This is a genomic window from Nocardiopsis protaetiae, assembly GCF_045446735.1.
GTDB classification, from domain to species: domain Bacteria; phylum Actinomycetota; class Actinomycetes; order Streptosporangiales; family Streptosporangiaceae; genus Nocardiopsis; species Nocardiopsis protaetiae.
Genome location: NZ_JBJJBV010000164.1, coordinates 1 through 16,439 on the forward strand (window position 1 = coordinate 1; position 16,439 = coordinate 16,439).

Consider the following 16,439-nt stretch of genomic DNA (forward strand, 5'->3'; position numbering starts at 1 on the left):
GAGGCTATCGGGGCTCCTTGTAGGCGGCATAGTGCTTTGCGACGGCGTGGAAGGCCTGCTTGGGCTCCCAGGAGGCGAGGTCGGCACCGGGGCGGACGATGCCGAAGCCCGCGGTGTCCAGGTCCAGCTCCGGGTCGTCGTCGGCGGGGAAGCCCGGCATGGAGAACGTGAACACGAACGCGCCCCGCACACCGGTGTCCCGGTACAGCTCCAGCAGCTCCGTGAGGTAGCGGGCCTGCACGGACTCGTCGCGCACGGTCCCCGCGCGCAGCCGGGGCGGGTCGGCGAACCAGTTCACCGCGAAGAACGACGCCGCGCCGCGCACCTGGGCGCCCCGGTAGGCGCCGCAGCCGAACTCGGTGATCACCAGCGGCCTGTCGAGACGGGCCATCAGGTCGCGCAGGTGGCGGGCGTACCCCTCGGTGCCGGTGCCCTGGCGGTACAGGTTGACCCCAGCCACGTCGAACCCCGACCAGTCCACGTCCTCCCAGGGCCCCGCGCCGTAGGTGAGCGGCCCGGAGAAGCGCTCACGGGCGACCTCGCGGGACAGCTCCAGCAGCCCGCCCAGCCGCCGGTTCATCCGCCGGGCGAACAGGCGCAGCAGCCGTGGCCGCCGGATGATCTGCACGCGGGAGAACTCGCCCGGCCCCGGCAGCAGGCCCGGGGCGGTCAGCGAGAACTCGGTCCCCACCAGCAGGGTGACCCGGCCCGGGTGTGCGGCGCGCAGCTCCTCGGCCAGGGCGGCGGCCGCCGCCAGGTGCTCCATGTGCTCGGCGGCCGGCCGGTCATCGCACCGCGGCCGCACCCACACCTCCAGGCCGACCGCCAGCGCGGCCTCCGCGGCGGCGCGCAGGCGCCCGAGGTCGGAGCCGATGGGCATCACCGCCGTGCAGTGCAGCTCCTCGCGGATGGCGCGCATGTCGGCGGCGGTGCGCTCCGAGGTCAGGTGGTCGACGTGGTGCGAGATCCCGCGGACGTCCATCAGGCGGGCGGGCGGAGCATCAGGTGGGTGAGCGGGGTGCCCGGCTCGGCCAGGGTGTCGACGATCTCGAACCCGAAGCGCGTGTAGTAGCCGACGTTGGCCGTGTTCATCGTCTCCAGGTACACCGGGGCGCCGTCGGCGTCGGCCCGCTCCAGGCCCGCGTTCAGCAGCAGCCCCCCGACCCCCGAACGCCCCACCGCCGGGTCGGCGCCCAGCACCTGGAGGTGCCAATGCGGCTCGCGGGGGGTGTGGGCGGCCAGCGCGGCGAAGTAGCGCATCATCCGCGGGAACCGCGCCGGGCCCACCAGCTCCAGCCAGTGCGGCAGGGAGCGCAGGGCCGCGGCCGTCCCGCCGTTCTCGCCGCTGGGCGGCGACCAGAGCGCCGCGCCCCGGATCACCGGTCCGCGGTCGGCGTCCTCCCGGGCCTCGACGAGGGTGGAGTACCCCAGGGGGATGTAGCTGAAGCCCGCCAGCAGGGCGTTGGCCCGGGTGGTCCGGGACATGCGGCGCATGTCGTCGGGGAACAGCCACAGGAACAGCGGGTCGTTGTGGAAGGCGCGGCCCAGGACGCGCGCCACCCCCGGCAGGTCGTCCATGGTGGCGGTGCGCACCGTGCGCGTGAGCGTGCTGGTCATGGTGGTGTTCCCTCTCCCTCGGCTCCCCCATGGTAGATCACGGGAAGGTCACGGATGGGGCCGCGCGCCCGGCCCCCACCATCCTCAGGAGGGGTCGCGCTGCAGGAACCAGCTCGTCCCCGCGTCCGGGGTGGACGCCTCGCCCGTCACCCGGAAGCCGAAACGCTCATAAAAGCCCAGGCTCTTCTCGTTGAGGGTCTGGGTGAAGACCGGCTGCCCCTCGGAGTCGGCCCGGTCCAGGCCCTCGGTGAGCAGCCCGCCGCCCAGGCCGGTTCCGGCCAGCGCCGGGTCCACGCCCAGCGCCGCCAGGTACAGGTGCGGCTCCTGCGGGGCGGCCATCTTCCACTCCGCGAACACCCGCACGAACCCCGCCGCCCGGGCCCGGCCCAGCAGCTGCCCCCAGTGCGGCCACATGCGCAGCGACACCAGGCGCCCCTCCGGGTTGGTCGTGTAGGGGGCCCACAGCGCGGCGCCGCGGATCACGGGCTCGGCGCCCTCCTCGGCCACCTCCACGACCCGGGTGTCGCCGTGGGGCACGTAGCCGAACCCGGCGGTCAGCGCCAGCATGCGGCGGGTCCGGGCCATCCGCAGTTCGAGGTCGGGGAACAGCCACTCGAACAGGGGGTCGTCGTACAGGGCGCGGCTCAGCACGCGCGCCACCCCGGGCACGTCGTCGGGGGTGGCTGTCCGGGAACCGGCGGTCACGGTCACAGTCATGCGCTGACTTTCCAGTAGGGGGCCGTCTCCCCGCCCATGGTAGATCACGAATACGTCACGAGAGCCCCGGGGGTGTGACCGTTTCCGGCACCTTCTGCTCGAAGACGTGCGCCCGCACCCACGCGTGCATCGCGATCGCCGCGGCCGCCCCCGCGTTGATCGAGCGGGTGGACCCGAACTGGGCGATCGACAGCACCGCCCGGCACACCGAGCGCACCTCCTCCGACAGCCCCGGTCCCTCCTGGCCGAACACCAGCACCGCGTCCCGCGGCAGCGGGTAGGTCTCCAGCGGCACCGCGCCGGGCAGGTTGTCGATGCCGATCAGCGGCAGGTCCCGTTCCGCCGCCCACGCCACCAGCGCCCCGGTGTCCGGGTGGTGGTGCACGTGCTGGTAGCGGTCGGTGACCATCGCCCCCCGCCGGTTCCAGCGCCGCCGCCCCACGATGTGCACGGCGGCGCAGCCGAACGCGTTGGCGGTGCGCACCACCGAGCCGATGTTGAAGTCGTGGGACCAGTTCTCCACCGCGACGTGGAAGGGGTGCCGGACGGTGTCGAGGTCGGCGACGATCGCCTCCCGCCGCCAGTAGCGGTAGCGGTCCACGACGTTGCGCCGGTCGCCGCCCGCCAGCAGTTCGGGGTCGTAGTGGTCGCCCTCGGGCCAGGGGCCCGGCCAGGGGCCGACGCCGACCTCGCGCGCCTCGTCCTCGGCCAGGGTGTCGGTGTTCTCGTTCATCGCACCCCAGCTTAGGTACCCCCTACATGTTGATGCCCCCGTGGGAATCCCTTATCTGGATGACCTTGGAGTTGCCCTTCAGGTCGCCGTAGACGTTGTTGTTGACGATGTCGCCCCCGGCGTGCTGCTCGACCTGGTTGCCCAGCCGCCGCATGAGGCCGGCGATCTCCGGGTCCTCGGCCGCGGCCCGCTCCAGGTGCCCGGCCACCGCCTCGATGGCCGCCGGGTCCTCCGGGGAGATGCGCGCCTCGTCGATGGCCTCCTGGGCGGCGTCGTCGCCGCGGAACCGCTTGAAGACGGCCCGCTGCAACCGCTTGAGCCCTTCGCTCACGGCCTCGCTCGCGTGCTCGGAGATCTTGCCGGCCACACCGGTGACGACGGCGGTGGCCAGGGCGATGGTGATGGGGTCGGCCATGGGGGCTCCTTCGTGCCGGGGGGCGGAACTCCCCTCCAGTCTGGCCGATCAGGCGGCGCTCTGTCGCCTCTTCGCGACCGCGAGTGCGACCGCCCGCCAGCCGAGCATCACCGCGGCCAGGAAGAGCGAGGTGACGATCACGAAGGAGGGCGGTGTCCCCTCGCCGGCGATCCGGCGCGCCAGCATGCCCCCGACCACGGTGATCGCCCACACGAACACCCCCGTGGGCCACAGCGCCGCCGGGGCGCGCCAGGCCCGGGACGCCGCCCACCCCAGCAGGGCGGCGGCCAGGAACGGCCAAGCGGTCGACAGCACCGCCCCGACGGCGGTACCTGTCCCGTGGTCGGACTTGCCGATCACGACGAACACCAGGACGCACACCAGGTCGGCCGCCAGGGCCAGGGGAGCCGCATACGAACGCATACGCCCAGGCTACGGCCGCCTCCGCGCGAACCCCCGGCGGCCCCGGGAACCTTTTTCGGGCACTCGGTATCGTAAAGGGCGGTCACGGAAGGTGACCCCCACCCCCCGGAACCCAGCGAGGACCGACGTTCCCGTGAACCATCCCCCACCCCTCCACCGGCCGGGCCCCGCCGGCGTGTCCCCCGCGCAGCCCGGGGACCCCCGAGCCGTCGGCCCCTTCCGGATCGTCGGCCGCCTCGGCGCCGGCGGCATGGGCACCGTGTACGCCGCCCTGGACGACCGCGACCGGCGCGCGGCCCTCAAGGTCATCCACGCGATGTACGCCGCCGACCCGGACTTCCGCGACCGCTTCGCCCGCGAGGTCCGGCTGGTGCGCCGCGTCCGGGCCGAGGGGGTGCCGTGCTTCCTGGCCGCCGACACCCGCGCCGAGGTCCCCTGGCTGGCCACCGAGTACGTGCCCGGCCCCACCCTGGACGCCCGGGTGCGCGGCGGCGGCCCGCTGCCCGCCGGGTTCCTCGCCGAGTTCGCCCGCGTCACCGCGCGGGCGCTCGCCGGGATCCACGCCACGGGCGTGGTGCACCGCGACCTCAAGCCCGGCAACGTCATCCTGTCCCCGGACGGGCCCCGGGTCCTGGACTTCGGCATCGCCCGCGCCGCGGAGGAGACCGCGCTGACCCGCACCGGCGCCCTGGTGGGCACCCCGGGGTGGATCTCCCCCGAGCAGTACCGGGGGGAGGCCGCCACCGACCGCTCCGACGTGTTCGCCTGGGCGTGCATGGTCGTGTTCGCGGCCACCGGCCGCGGCCCGTTCGGCTCGGGCACCGAGGAGGGCGTGATCTCGGCGGTGCTGTCCGCCCCGCCAGCCCTCGAAGGGGTCCCCGGCCCGCTGCGCCCGGTCCTGGCCGCCGCCCTGGACAAGGACCCCGCCCGGCGGCCCTCCGCCGCCGAGGCGGCCGCCGCCCTGCCCGCCTTCGAGGTCGGCCCCTGGGCGGCCGTCCTGCCGCCGGTGGACGCCGACCCGGAGTCCTGGACGCGGGTCGCCCCGCCCCGCCGCCCCTGGGCGCGCCGCCACGGCCGAGCCCTGGCGGTGGCCGCCGCCGCGACCGCGGTCGCCGTCACCGCGGCCACCGCCTCCGCCCTGCTGCCCCCGGACGCCCTGTCCGGCGGCGTTCCCGGCGACGCCGTGTCGCAGGACCCCTCGGGCGACCCCGGGACCGCCCCGGTGGGCGCGGCCGGGGAACCGGTTCCCACCGACATCCCCGAGGAGTACCGCGACCTCTACGAGAACGGCACGGTGGCCATCACCGCGGACGACGACACCGAACCGGCCGTCGTCCGCTCCCTCGTCGGGGCCGACGGCACCACCCTCGACCAGCTGCGGATCACCTTCACCGGATCGAGCCAGCACAGCGGCACCGCCCGGGTCGAGGTCCGGGCGGAGTACCTGCCGGACTTCGGCTCGCTGCAACTGCACGGACGGGACTTCGCCTGGGTCGGCGAGTTCACCGCGGGCGACGAGTACCTCGACTTCGCAAGGGCCAGCAGCGCCGGGGTACTGGCGGAGGCGGACCCGCGGAACCCGGTGGTGGAGTTCCCCGTGACCTTCTTCGGTTCGCCCGGGGGCATGGTCCACTACCTGCCCGACAGCACCTTGGAAGAGGGTCGCCGGGCCCCGGCGGACCGGCCCGGGGGCTTCTGCGTCGGAGACCCCGAATTCGGCAGGCACCTGCACGACCCCTATCCCGACTTCCCGCACCTTGGCCGGGCCGACCTCGCCGCCGGTGTGCCCGAGGGCTGCACCACCACCCCCTCCTGACCACCCCCGCACAGAGGAGAGCGTTCCTTGAACCTCGACCCCCGCCCCTTCGATGACGACAGCCTGCCCCCGGGGGCGACCCCTACCACCGCCACGGACCCGGACCGCATCGGCCCCTACCGGGTGGTGGGCCGGATCGGCGCGGGCGGCATGGGTGCCGTCTACGCCGGCCTGGGAGAGGACGACGGGTCCTGCGCGGCCGTCAAGGTCGTCCACCCGCAGTACGCCGCCGACCCCGACTTCCGGGCCCGGTTCGCCCGCGAGGTCTCCCTGGTCGCGCGGGTGCGGGCCACCTGCACCGCGGCGTACTTCGGGGCGGACACCAACGCCGCGGCGCCGTGGATGGCCACCGAGTACGTGCCCGGTGACACCCTGCGCGTCCACGTCCGGAAGAACGGCCCCCTCACCGGGGGGATGGCGGTCTCCCTGGCCGCGGGGCTGGCCGAGGCGCTGGTCGCGATCCACGCGGAGGGGGTGGTGCACCGTGATCTCAAACCCGGCAACGTCATCCTGTCGCCGAGCGGCCCCAAGGTGTTGGACTTCGGTATCGCCCGTGCGGCCGACGGCACCGCCCTGACCCGCACCGGCGGCCTGTTCGGCACCCCGGGCTGGATGGCGCCGGAGCAGTACAACGGCGTCCCGGCCGGCGACCGCTCCGACGTGTTCGCCTGGGCCTGCCTGGTGGCGTTCGCGTGCACCGGCCGCGACCCCTTCGCCGGCGGCCCGGTGGAGGTGGTGATCCACCGGACCCGCACCGAGGAGCCCGACCTGACCGGGGTGCCCCCGGAGCTGCTGCCGACGGTGCGCCGCGCCCTGTCCAAGGACCCGGCCGCCCGGCCCACCGCCGCACAGGCCCTGGCGGAGGTGACCGGGGCGTGGAGCGCCACCCGCGTCGACGCCCCGCCGGTCTCCGACCCCACCCGCGTGGTGCCCGCCATGCTCGCCACCGAATGGCGCGGCGTGACCGCGGGCGTCCCGAAGCGGCGGGCCCGCCGCGGCCCGCGGCGGGCCCTCTGGCTCTCCGCCGGCGCCGCGGGCCTGGCGGCGGTGCTGGTCGCGGCGTTCTTCATCGCCCGCCCCGACGGCGGGGAAGGCGCCGATCCGGGATCCGGCGGGGACCCGGGGACCACGGCCGGGGAATCGCCCGAACCCACCGGACCAGCGGTCACCCGGGACCCAGCGGACGCCGTGGCCGTCGTCACCGAGGCCCTCGCCCTGGCGGAGGAGGCTCCGGAGTTCGCGGTGGGCCACCTGGAGCGGTCGGCCGAGACCTCCTCGGACTCATCGAACGTGGTGATCCGGCAGACCGGCGACCCCCGGCACGTCCGGCACCTGATCGTCTATGCGGGTCCGGCCATCTTCACCGTCCTGCACATCGGCGAGGGGCCCGACGACGTGCTGGCCCGCACCGACGCCAACCTCGTCGAAGTCGTCGAGGGCGACTTCTACCGGCCGGGTCCGCAGGACCGGATCGACGACCCGGACGTGCGGTGGGGGAATGCGCTGGCCGCGGTGGAGGAGGTGCTGTCCGGGGACGCCGACATCGCCTACCAGGGGGTGACGGACACCCCCTTCGAGGACTACCCGCAGGAGCTGCTGGACACGTACGGCCTGACCGACCGGAGCGGCCACCACTACACCGGTACCGTGCCCGTCGAGGCCAGGGGGAGCGACACCGAGGCGACCTTCGACATCTGGGTGGACGAGGACGGGCACCTCCAGCACTTCCAGTCCTACGCGTCCGTCGGGGAGTTCGAAGAGGACGCCGAATACGAGCGGATCGCCTTCGTCTTCGGCCGCCCCGTGGAGATCACGGTTCCCGACGAGTCCGAGATCGCGGCCGGCTCCTAGGAGGCCCACCCGACGCGCTGACCCCGGTGCCGGGCGCCGCACGGCGCCCGGCACCGGCCCGGCCGGTCCCGCCTCAGGCCTCGCCGCGCAGGGAGTCCTTGAGGAACTCCACCTGGAGCAGCATCAGGTTCTCCGACACCGTCGGGTCCGAGGGCGAGTGGGTCACCCCCGACAGCGGCAGCACCGTGTGCTTGCGCCCCGCCGCCAGCAGCGCCGAGGACATCCGCTGGGTGTGGGCGAACACCACGTTGTCGTCGGACAGCCCGTGGATCATCATCAGCGGCCGCTCCAGCTTGGCGGCGTCGTCCAGCAGCGAGCTGCGCCCGTACACCCCCGGGTCGTCCTGGGGCAGGCCCAGGTACCGCTCGGTGTAGTGGGTGTCGTACAGGCGCCAGTCGATGACCGGGGCGCCCGCCACCGCGGCGTGGAACACGTCCGGGCGGCGCAGCACGGCCAGCGCCGACAGGTAGCCGCCGAACGACCACCCGTGGATCCCCACCCGGGAGACGTCCAGGGAGCCGAACCGCTCCGCGGCGTCCCGCAGGGCGGTGACCTGGTCCTCCAGCACCCCGGTGGCCAGGTCCAGGTGGATCTCCTGCTCCCACTCCACGCCGATGCCCGGGGTGCCGCGGCCGTCGGCGATGAGCACCGCGAACCCCTGCTCGGCGTACCACTGGGCGGTCAGGAACGCCCCGCGCGCGTGCAGCACCCTCTGGGCGTGCGGGCCGCCGTAGGGCGCCATCAGCACCGGCAGCGGGCGCAGGTCGTCCCGGTACCAGGACGGCAGCACCAGCGCGCACGGGATGCCCCGCTCGCCCGCCCGCCAGAACTCCACCCGCGGCTCGGGCAGGTCCGGGGTCTCGGCGAAGCTCTCGATGGACCCGCGGGTGCGCCGGGTCTCGCTGCTGGCCTCGCGCATCACCAGGGTGCGCACCCCGGCGAACTCCATCGACCGGTGCTGCACCACCAGGGTGTCGCCGCGCAGCCGGCCCGAACGCAGGCCGCTGTGCGCGTCGGCGTCGGAGGACGTCGAGCAGCCGTGCCCGGGCAGCTCGACCGGGGCGGACAGCCCGGTGCCCAGGTCCACCAGCCACAGCGACACGTCGCCCGGCCGGTCGGCGGGCGAGCCCGAGTACAGGATCCGGTCGCCGTCCACGTCGACCACGCCGCGCACGTACACGTCGGCGGGGCTGACGGCGCGCCCGCCCACGAACACCCGGCGCTCGCCGGCCCCGTTCTCGCGGCCGATCCACACCAGGTCGCCCTTGTCGGTGTGGGCGGGCACACCCGGCATCAGCTCGACCCACACGCCGTCGGTCTCGGTGCGCGTCTCCATGGCCAGCCCGGTGGCCGGGTCGGCGCCGAACAGGGTGAGGGTGCGCTGGTCGCGGCTCTGTGCGGTGAACACCGCGGTGGGGGAGCCGTCGGGGCCGGTCGTCCACCCGGCGGTGGCCAGGTAGGGCAGCGCCTCCCGGTCCCAGTCGATCCACACCGGCTCGGGGGCGCCGTCCCGGCGGAACGCGGCGGAGGAGGTGACCGCCAGGGCGGCCAGCCGCACCTGTGCGTTGTCGGTGCCCGCCGCGGGGTAGCGCAGCTCGGTGGGCTCCTGCTCGGGGGCGGCCGGGTCGTCCACGTACCAGCGGCCCACCGGGGACTCGTCCACCCGGGCGGCCAGCAGCGCCGAGCCGTCGGGCGCCCACCAGAACCCGCGGTAGCGGCCCATCTCCTCGGCGGCGATGAAGTCGGCCAGGCCCCAGGTGACGCCGTCGCCGTCGGGGGCGGCCAGCACCCGGTCGCCGTGGTCGGGTTCGGCGTCGGCGATGTCGATGACCCGCAGCGCGCCGCCGCTGACGTAGGCGACCCGGTCGCCCGCGGGGCTGATCCGCGGGTCCACCACGGGGGTGGCGGCGGGCAGCTCGCGCGGCTCGGTGCGGTCGCCCACCAGGTCCACGTAGAACAGGCGGCCGGACAGGGTGAACACGGCGCGGGTGAAGGCCGTGTCGACCGTGTACGACACGATGCCGCCGCCGCTCTCGCGCAGCCGCTCCCGGCGGGCCCGCTCCTCCGGCGGCAGGTCCTCGTCGTCGGCGCCGAGCGCGCGCGGGTCGGCGACCACGTGCTCGGTGCCCTCCTCCGCCTCGTGCACCCACAGGCAGGTGGCGGTGTCGATGCCGTCGCGCCCTCTCAGGAAGGCGACGCGCCGACCGTCCGGGGAGATCTCGAAGGAGCGTGGGACACCGATGGTGAAGCGCTGGGTACGTGCCTGTTGGCGAGGAAAGCTCATAGGTCCGATTGTGGCCCACATCTCCGGTTCCCGCTCGGCCCCTGTGGACGACCTCCCCGGCGCTCTCTGCGCGCCGCGCCCTACCTGGCCGTTCGGGAGGGATCGCGGGCATGCGGCCGGTATTGTTCACCTCGTGGTGACCGACAGACGACTCATGATGGTGCACGCCCACCCCGACGACGAGAGCATCGTCACCGGGGCCACGCTGGCGAAGTACGCGGCCGAAGGTGCCGGTGTCACCCTGGTGACCTGCACCCTGGGCGAGGAGGGCGAGGTCATCCCCGCCGGCCTCGCGCACCTGGCGGCCGACCGCGACGACACCCTCGGCGACCACCGGATCGGCGAGCTGGACAAGGCCTGCGTCTCCCTGGGGGTGCGCGACCACCGGTTCCTGGGCGGCGCGGGGCACTACCGCGACTCCGGGATGGCGGGCACGCCCTCGGCCGGACGCCCCGAGGCGTTCTGCAACGCCGACGTGGAGGAGGCCGCCCGCCTGCTCGCGGAGACCATCCGCGAGGTCCGCCCGCACGTCCTGGTCTCCTACGACGAGCACGGCGGCTACGGCCACCCCGACCACGTCCAGGCCCACCGGATCACCCGGCGCGCCTGCGTGAAGGCGGGGGAGCGGTCGATGCCCGGCACCCCGTGGCAGGTCCGCAAGCTGTACGCGATCGCCCAGCCGGTGTCGGTGATCGAGGCGTCCATCGCCCGGCTGAACGAGGAGGCGGGGCCGTTCACCCCGCCGAGCAGGGTGGCCGACATCGCCCGGGGCACCCCGGACGACCTGGTCACCACCCGGATCGACGCCACCGACCACTGGGCGGCCAAGGCGATGGCGATGCGCGCCCACGCCACCCAGATCACGGTGGACGGCGAGCGTTTCGCCCTGTCCAACGACATCGCCCAGGAGATCGACGCGGTGGAGTACTTCACCCTGCTGCTGGGCCCCACCCCGCGCCGCCCGGCCGGGGGGTTCGAGACCGACCTCTTCGAGGGCCTGTGAGCGCGGGCGAGGGCGCCGGGACCGGCCCCGGGGCCGGACCCGCCCCGGTGGCGGGGGCCGACCCGGCCCGCTACGAGGCGCCGGGCCAGGGCGACGCCGCACTGGCGGCGGTGCTGACCGCGGTCACCTTCCCGGTGCTCGTGGCGGCGGGCGCGGTGACCGGGCTGCTGTCGGCGACCGCCGCGGGCTGGCTGACCCGCTACTGGGAGGCGGGACTGCCCGCCCAGGTGCTGGGTGTGGTGGGGCTGCTGGTGCTGCTGGGGGCCCTGTACGGCCTGTGCCGCCTGTGCGCGTGGGGCACCCGCGGCCTCTCCGGCGGGGTGGCCTTCGCGCTGGGGTTCGTGGCCCTGGCCACGGTGCTCACCGTGTACATGCCGGGCGGCGACATCGTGCTGACCAGCCACCTGCTCCACTACGGCTATCTCTTCGGGTCCATGGTGGTGCTGGCGCTCGCGGTGGTGCGCAGCGCCCGTGGCGACAACCCCTTCCTGGCCGGGCTGCCCCCGGTCGCCGGGGGCACCCGCACCCCCTGAACCCCCGCGCCCCCCGAACCCCTGAACCTCTGAACCCCTGAACGCAGCGAAGGCCCCCGCCGGTACGGCGGGGGCCTCGTTCACGTCTCGGGACCGGCGGCTCAGGCGTTCCAGAACTGGAGCAGCAGCTCGCCCAGGAACACCGTGCCCTCGAACGTCGGGTTGGGCATGGCGTTCCGGAACAGTGTGTAGAACGCGCCCACCCACAGGTCCCGCAGCGCCGGGAACCACAGCAGCGCGAACACCGCCACGGAGCCGAACAGCGCGTTCACCCGGGCGGCGGCCACCCACGGCCGGTCGCGCAGGCCGACGGCGAGCACCTCGAAGCCGTCCAGGCCGGGCACGGGCAGCAGGTTGATCACCGCCGAGGTCAGGTTGAGGAAGGCCAGGAACGCCAGCGCGGAGATCGCCCAGTTGGTGGTGTCGTTGCCCGGCGGCACCAGCACCGACACGGTGACGGCCAGCGCGGCGAACAGCACCAGGCTCGCCAGCGGCCCGGCCAGCGCGACCAGCACCCGCCGGCTCCGCGGGATCCGGTCCCACGCCACGAACGCGGGCGGCCCGTTGAGGCCGAAGGCGCCGAAGCCCAGGTAGAGCGCGGGCAGCACGGTCCCGGCGAAGGCGTGCCGGAACCCGAACGGGTTGAGGCGCAGGTAGGCGCCGCCGCGCTGGGAGCGGTCGCCGGCCAGGTACGCGGCGAGCGCGTGGGCGAACTCGTGCACGGCGCAGGAGACGATCCAGCCCAGCAGGATGAACAGCGGCGGGAGCAGCGGGGTGACACTGGTGTCCTCGGGCGCCCAGTCCAGCTCCACGGCCCGCCAGGACAGCCACCCGGCGAACCCGGTCAGGCCCAGCAGCAGCACGAACACCGGGCTGGGCAGGAAGTCGAACACGCCCCCGGAGCGCTCGCCGTCCTCGCCCCCGGCGCCGGAGTCCGCGGCGCCCTTCCCCTTGCGGACCTCCCCGGCCCCCTCGGCCCCGGCGGCCGCGGCCCCGGTGACCGGCGCACCGGTGCCGGGCCCGCGCTCGGCCAGCTCCGGCCGGTTGAGGGCGTCCTCGGGCATGCGCTCCCAGGGGTCGGCGGCGTCCGTGCGCGGGGCGTCGGGCGCGTCGGTCGTCTCCGACTTCGGGGCCGGGTCGGGCGTGGGCATGATGCTCCTGCTGGTCGCGCGGGGTAGTCCGCGCTCCAGGTTAGGCCCTGTCGGGGACCGGTCCGCAGCGGGTGCCGAACAGCGGAGCGTCGCCCGCGGGGCCGCCCGCCCGGCTCGCCCGCCGGGCCACCCGACCGCGTCACCCGGTGGACCGCCGCTCAGACCACCGCGCGCGGCGCCACCGCCGACTTGTGCAGGCTGGCCAGCGCGAACGCCCGACCGGCGGTGGTCAGCTCCCGGTGCCCGTCGCCGTCGTCCTCGGTGAGCAGGCCCAGCGCGTCCAGCAGCCAGCTCACCGACATCACCATGGCCCGCACCTGGTCGGAGGCGGCCTCGGCGGTGCGCCGGTGCGAGGCGGCGTGCCGCCCCGACGGGCTCTGCGGCTCGGGCGGCGCCCACCCGGACCCGGTGAGCAGGTGCTCGGCGGCGATCATGTCCGAGTCCCCGCGCCGGGAGTGCGAGCCGCTGCCCTGCGGGGTGCGCGACAGCAGCATGCCCAGCAGCGTCTCCGCGGCCGCCTGCTCGGGGCCGCCGGTGCGGCACAGGGTCTCGGTGGCGGCCCGCCACATCTCCTCGGGGTCGGCGCGCAGCTGGCGCCCGCGCCGGGTCAGCACCAGGCGGCGGCCGGACCGGCGCACCACCCGCATCCCCCGCATCATCTGGTGCAGGGCGATCAGCTGGGTGGCGTCGGTCTCGCTGCGCGGCGGCTCGGGGGAGGTGTGCCAGCCGAAGTCCTCGCACATCGACCGCACCACGCCGGGGGAGATGTAGCCGATCTGGGTGAGCGCGATCCCCTCCTCGGCCAGGTCCAGCAGCCGCTGGAGGGGGGCCATGGCGGTGTCGGCGGTGCGCGGCACGTCGGCGCCTGCGATGATCCGGCCCACCAGCGGCCACAGGTGCCGGCGGTGCGGGTGGGCGGCCGAGGACAGCCAGGCCCGCACCCGCTCCTCGCGTATCCGGTCCAGGTGGCTGAGCCCGCGGTCGTCGGGCCGGGTCAGGAAGGACCGAGTGAACCGCTCCTGGGCGTGCCGCCAACCCTGCTTGCCGGGGCGCACGTCGCCCAGCACGATCGCCAGTTCCAGCGCCGAGGCGGTCTCCTGCCGGGCCCGGATCTCGGCGTCGCCGACCACGGTGCCCCAGGTCAGCTCGGGCAGGTCCGGCGGCTCCACCCCGGACTCCCACATCAGCCGCTCGTACACGGCCACCCCGGCGCCGTGGTCGCGTTCGTGGACCGACATCAGGTGGGTGGTGGCCGGGGCCGAGCAGATCTGCGCGTACCGGTGCAGCTGGAGCAGGGAGAACAGGGTGCCCAGGGCGCGCAGCGCGGCCACCCGGTCGCCCTTGGCGAACCGGGCGGGCAGCTCGAACCAGCAGAACCGCTGCACGGCGTGCTGGTTGAGGCCCTCCAGGTCGTTGCCCGGGGCCAGCGTGTCGAGGGCCTGCCGGGCCATCTCCGCCGACCGCCCGTCGCGCCGGGCCAGCTCGGCGAGCGCTGACGCTACTGCTTCACCCATGGACGGCGCCGACCTCCCCGGAAACCCCGTGGTTGGCGCCCGCGTGTCCGCCGGGGGGTGGCCGTCGGGGGCGCGGTACTTCGCGGTACTGCGTGGTCACCGGCGGCAGGGGGGCGACCGCCGGAACTGAGCCTGTCCTACCCCGGTGGAGCCGAAGAATGCCTGTCGGCGGCCGCGACATGCACGTTCGTGCGCTCGGCGCACACCGTGGGCACGCGGGGTGGCCACGGCCGCCGCCCGCACGCCCCGCACACCCCTCATCCGGGGCGGTCGGAGGCCGCACCGCCCCGCCGCGGGGGGAGGTCGGGGACGACGCGGCTGGCGGCGATGGACGACTCCGCCACGCGCTCCTCGCGTCCGTCGCGCCGGCGCACGGCCAGCACGCCGTCGTCCCATGACTCCAGCACTCCGACGATATCGGTGAAACCCCCGCCGGGGAGGTGGATTCGGATGGAGACCCTGCTGCCCGTGTCCTGCCGGGTGATCCGGTGGACCAGGCGCCCCGCCATGTGCAACGCGCCCCCCGATTGTGCGACGACTCCGCTTCGCCGCCATACTAGGACTACGACATCTGTGCCAATCGTTCGCAGAGGCCGGGAGCAGGTCCCTGGGCGCCCGCACGCCGGACCGAGCCCGACGGACGTCTCTGCGAGGTCCCCGCCTCCCCCGTGGGAACGCGGGGGTGAGATCAAGGAGTACGACGTGACCTACGTCATCGCGCAGCCCTGTGTTGATGTGATGGACAAGGCGTGCATCGACGAGTGCCCCGTGGACTGCATCTACGAGGGCGAGCGCAGCCTGTATATCCACCCGGACGAGTGCGTTGACTGCGGTGCGTGCGAGCCGGTCTGCCCGGTCGAGGCCATCTACTACGAGGACGACCTGCCCGAGCAGTGGTCGGACTTCTACAAGGCCAACGTCGAGTTCTTCGACGACCTCGGCTCCCCGGGCGGCGCCTCCAAGGTCGGCAAGATCGACCGCGACCACCCCCTCGTCGCCAAGCTGCCGCCGCAGGCGGAGTAGGCCCGACAACCCGCTTCCCGATCGTGCGCCCGGGCGCCTGCGTGGCGCAGAGGGCGCCCCTGCGCGCGATCGCACCGCATCGCGCCGATCCCCCCGCATCCGGGAGGGTCGGCGCGATCCGTGTAAGGACACCCCGTCCGGCCCAGACCCGGACCCGGACCGTGACGGTCCGGACGACGACCCGATGGAGACACGCGATGACCCGGCGGCCCGTGACGGACCGGCTCCCCACCTTCCCGTGGGATCGGCTGACCCCGTACAAGAAGATCGCCGCGGACCACCCCGACGGCATCGTCGACCTGTCGGTGGGCACCCCCGTCGACCCGGTCCCGCCGGGCCTGCGCGCCGCGCTGGCCGACGCCGCCGACAGCCCCGGCTACCCGCTGACCTGGGGGACCCCGGCGCTGCGCGCCTCCATCACCGGCTGGCTGGAGCGCCGCCACGGGGTGAGCGTCCCCGAGGAGGGCGTGCTGCCGACCGTCGGCTCCAAGGAGCTCGTCGCCTGGCTGCCCACCCTGCTCGGACTGGGCCCTGGCGACACCGTCGTCCACCCCGAGCTGGCCTACCCCACCTACGACGTCGGCGCCCGCCTGGCCGGGGCGACCCCGGTGGCGGCCGACGGCCTGACCGCCCTGGGCCCGGCCCCGGTGCGGCTGCTGTGGGTGAACTCGCCGAGCAACCCGACCGGCCGCGTCCTGGGCGTGCCGCACCTGCGCAAGGTCGTCGCCTGGGCCCGCGAGCGCGGCGTCATCGTCGCCTCCGACGAGTGCTACCTCGACCTGGGCTGGGAGGGCGAGGCCCCGGTGTCGATCCTGCACCCGGACGTGAGCGACGGCTCCCACGAGGGCCTGCTCGCCGTGCACTCCCTGTCCAAGCGCTCCAACCTGGCGGGGTACCGCGCCGCGTTCGTCGCCGGCGACACCGCCCTGGTCCAGGAACTGCTGGCGGTGCGCAAGCACGCGGGGATGATCGTGCCCGCCCCGGTCCAGGCCGCCATGGGCGCCGCCCTGGACGACGACGCGCACGCCGCGGAGCAGAAGGAGCGCTACCGCGCCCGCCGCGCCCGGCTGCGCGCCGCCCTCACCGGCGCCGGCTGGCGGATCGACCACTCCCAGGCGGGGCTGTACCTGTGGGCCTCCCACCCCGACCACGACGCCTGGGGCGCGGTGGAGCACCTGGCCGGGCGCGGCATCCTCGTCGCGCCGGGCGAGTTCTACGGGCCCGCCGGCAACGGAAGCGTCCGGGTGGCGTTCACCGCCACCGACGAGCGCGTCGACGCCGCCGTCGCCCGCCTGGCCGCCTGACATCCCGCGCCGGGGCCAGGGCCCCGGCGCGGGGCCCGCCGGTCGCGGAGACCGT

General features: G+C 74.8%; 16 protein-coding genes. 6 read left to right on the forward strand and 10 right to left on the reverse strand.

Annotated elements, in window-relative coordinates; all coding sequences use genetic code 11:
- Positions 1-4: 4 nt before the first annotated feature.
- The 6 genes from ACJOT3_RS22705 to ACJOT3_RS22730 form a co-directional block, all read right to left on the reverse strand.
- Positions 5-982: a glycoside hydrolase family 113 protein gene (locus ACJOT3_RS22705; protein ID WP_406975110.1), complete on the reverse strand. Its 978-nt coding sequence runs from the start codon at positions 980-982 to the stop codon at positions 5-7.
- Positions 982-1,617 (reverse strand): GNAT family N-acetyltransferase, encoded by a 636-nt coding sequence (locus ACJOT3_RS22710; protein ID WP_406975111.1) that lies wholly within the window; start codon positions 1,615-1,617, stop codon positions 982-984. The genes ACJOT3_RS22705 and ACJOT3_RS22710 overlap by 1 nt, the downstream gene beginning before the upstream one ends.
- Positions 1,618-1,701: 84 nt before the next feature.
- On the reverse strand, positions 1,702-2,334 hold the full coding sequence (locus tag ACJOT3_RS22715; protein ID WP_406975112.1) for a GNAT family N-acetyltransferase: 633 nt from the start codon (positions 2,332-2,334) through the stop codon (positions 1,702-1,704).
- A gap of 55 nt (positions 2,335-2,389) precedes the next feature.
- A complete protein-coding gene (locus tag ACJOT3_RS22720; protein WP_406975113.1) occupies positions 2,390-3,067 on the reverse strand; it encodes a TrmH family RNA methyltransferase in 678 nt (225 codons plus the stop codon).
- A 22-nt stretch (positions 3,068-3,089) separates the two neighbouring features.
- Positions 3,090-3,482, reverse strand: coding sequence for a Het-E N-terminal domain-containing protein (locus ACJOT3_RS22725; protein ID WP_406975114.1), 393 nt, complete (start codon positions 3,480-3,482; stop codon positions 3,090-3,092).
- Positions 3,483-3,530: 48 nt separating this feature from the next.
- Positions 3,531-3,905: a DUF3054 domain-containing protein gene (locus tag ACJOT3_RS22730; protein ID WP_406975115.1), complete on the reverse strand. Its 375-nt coding sequence runs from the start codon at positions 3,903-3,905 to the stop codon at positions 3,531-3,533.
- 133 nt (positions 3,906-4,038) lie between these two features.
- Here ACJOT3_RS22730 and ACJOT3_RS22735 point away from each other — a divergent pair, with 133 nt between their 5' ends.
- Positions 4,039-5,721: a serine/threonine-protein kinase gene (locus tag ACJOT3_RS22735; RefSeq protein ID WP_406975116.1), complete on the forward strand. Its 1,683-nt coding sequence runs from the start codon at positions 4,039-4,041 to the stop codon at positions 5,719-5,721.
- 27 nt (positions 5,722-5,748) lie between these two features.
- A complete protein-coding gene (locus ACJOT3_RS22740; RefSeq protein ID WP_406975117.1) occupies positions 5,749-7,572 on the forward strand; it encodes a serine/threonine-protein kinase in 1,824 nt (607 codons plus the stop codon).
- Between the two features lie 73 nt (positions 7,573-7,645).
- Here the strand turns inward: ACJOT3_RS22740 and ACJOT3_RS22745 are convergent, their stop codons facing one another.
- Positions 7,646-9,856 (reverse strand): S9 family peptidase, encoded by a 2,211-nt coding sequence (locus ACJOT3_RS22745; protein WP_406975118.1) that lies wholly within the window; start codon positions 9,854-9,856, stop codon positions 7,646-7,648.
- Positions 9,857-9,992: 136 nt separating this feature from the next.
- On the opposite strand from ACJOT3_RS22745, the gene mshB reads away from it, so the two are divergent.
- On the forward strand, positions 9,993-10,859 hold the full coding sequence (gene mshB, locus ACJOT3_RS22750) for an N-acetyl-1-D-myo-inositol-2-amino-2-deoxy-alpha-D-glucopyranoside deacetylase (protein ID WP_406975119.1): 867 nt from the start codon (positions 9,993-9,995) through the stop codon (positions 10,857-10,859).
- The gene (locus ACJOT3_RS22755; RefSeq protein ID WP_406975120.1) at positions 10,856-11,392 is read left to right on the forward strand and encodes a hypothetical protein; all 537 of its coding nucleotides are present in this window, start codon (positions 10,856-10,858) and stop codon (positions 11,390-11,392) included. Before mshB ends, ACJOT3_RS22755 begins: the two co-directional genes overlap by 4 nt.
- Positions 11,393-11,493: 101 nt before the next feature.
- Here ACJOT3_RS22755 and ACJOT3_RS22760 read toward each other — a convergent pair whose 3' ends face one another.
- From ACJOT3_RS22760 to ACJOT3_RS34830, 3 genes are all read right to left on the reverse strand, one after another.
- Positions 11,494-12,543: a site-2 protease family protein gene (locus tag ACJOT3_RS22760; protein WP_406975121.1), complete on the reverse strand. Its 1,050-nt coding sequence runs from the start codon at positions 12,541-12,543 to the stop codon at positions 11,494-11,496.
- Positions 12,544-12,701: 158 nt separating this feature from the next.
- Positions 12,702-14,057 (reverse strand): hypothetical protein, encoded by a 1,356-nt coding sequence (locus tag ACJOT3_RS22765; protein ID WP_406975122.1) that lies wholly within the window; start codon positions 14,055-14,057, stop codon positions 12,702-12,704.
- 257 nt (positions 14,058-14,314) lie between these two features.
- A complete protein-coding gene (locus ACJOT3_RS34830) occupies positions 14,315-14,566 on the reverse strand; it encodes a putative acetyltransferase (RefSeq protein WP_421536140.1) in 252 nt (83 codons plus the stop codon).
- Positions 14,567-14,759: 193 nt separating this feature from the next.
- Here ACJOT3_RS34830 and fdxA point away from each other — a divergent pair, with 193 nt between their 5' ends.
- Both fdxA and dapC read left to right on the forward strand, forming a co-directional pair.
- On the forward strand, positions 14,760-15,080 hold the full coding sequence (gene fdxA / locus ACJOT3_RS22775) for a ferredoxin (protein WP_220564930.1): 321 nt from the start codon (positions 14,760-14,762) through the stop codon (positions 15,078-15,080).
- 197 nt (positions 15,081-15,277) lie between these two features.
- Positions 15,278-16,384: a succinyldiaminopimelate transaminase gene (dapC, locus tag ACJOT3_RS22780; protein WP_406975124.1), complete on the forward strand. Its 1,107-nt coding sequence runs from the start codon at positions 15,278-15,280 to the stop codon at positions 16,382-16,384.
- Positions 16,385-16,439 lie beyond the last annotated feature (55 nt).

Excerpts from the sequence above, each read along its gene's own strand:
- ACJOT3_RS22705 (WP_406975110.1), bottom strand. The coding sequence starts at position 982 with ATGGACGTCCGCGGGATCTCGCACCACGTCGACCACCTGACCTCGGAG.
- ACJOT3_RS22710 (WP_406975111.1), bottom strand. The coding sequence starts at position 1,617 with ATGACCAGCACGCTCACGCGCACGGTGCGCACCGCCACCATGGACGAC.
- ACJOT3_RS22715 (WP_406975112.1), bottom strand. The coding sequence starts at position 2,334 with ATGACTGTGACCGTGACCGCCGGTTCCCGGACAGCCACCCCCGACGAC.
- ACJOT3_RS22720 (WP_406975113.1), bottom strand. The coding sequence starts at position 3,067 with ATGAACGAGAACACCGACACCCTGGCCGAGGACGAGGCGCGCGAGGTC.
- ACJOT3_RS22725 (WP_406975114.1), bottom strand. The coding sequence starts at position 3,482 with ATGGCCGACCCCATCACCATCGCCCTGGCCACCGCCGTCGTCACCGGT.
- ACJOT3_RS22730 (WP_406975115.1), bottom strand. The coding sequence starts at position 3,905 with ATGCGTTCGTATGCGGCTCCCCTGGCCCTGGCGGCCGACCTGGTGTGC.
- ACJOT3_RS22745 (WP_406975118.1), bottom strand. The coding sequence starts at position 9,856 with ATGAGCTTTCCTCGCCAACAGGCACGTACCCAGCGCTTCACCATCGGT.
- ACJOT3_RS22760 (WP_406975121.1), bottom strand. The coding sequence starts at position 12,543 with ATGCCCACGCCCGACCCGGCCCCGAAGTCGGAGACGACCGACGCGCCC.
- ACJOT3_RS22765 (WP_406975122.1), bottom strand. The coding sequence starts at position 14,057 with ATGGGTGAAGCAGTAGCGTCAGCGCTCGCCGAGCTGGCCCGGCGCGAC.
- ACJOT3_RS34830 (WP_421536140.1), bottom strand. The coding sequence starts at position 14,566 with ATGGCGGGGCGCCTGGTCCACCGGATCACCCGGCAGGACACGGGCAGC.
- dapC (WP_406975124.1), top strand. The coding sequence starts at position 15,278 with ATGACCCGGCGGCCCGTGACGGACCGGCTCCCCACCTTCCCGTGGGAT.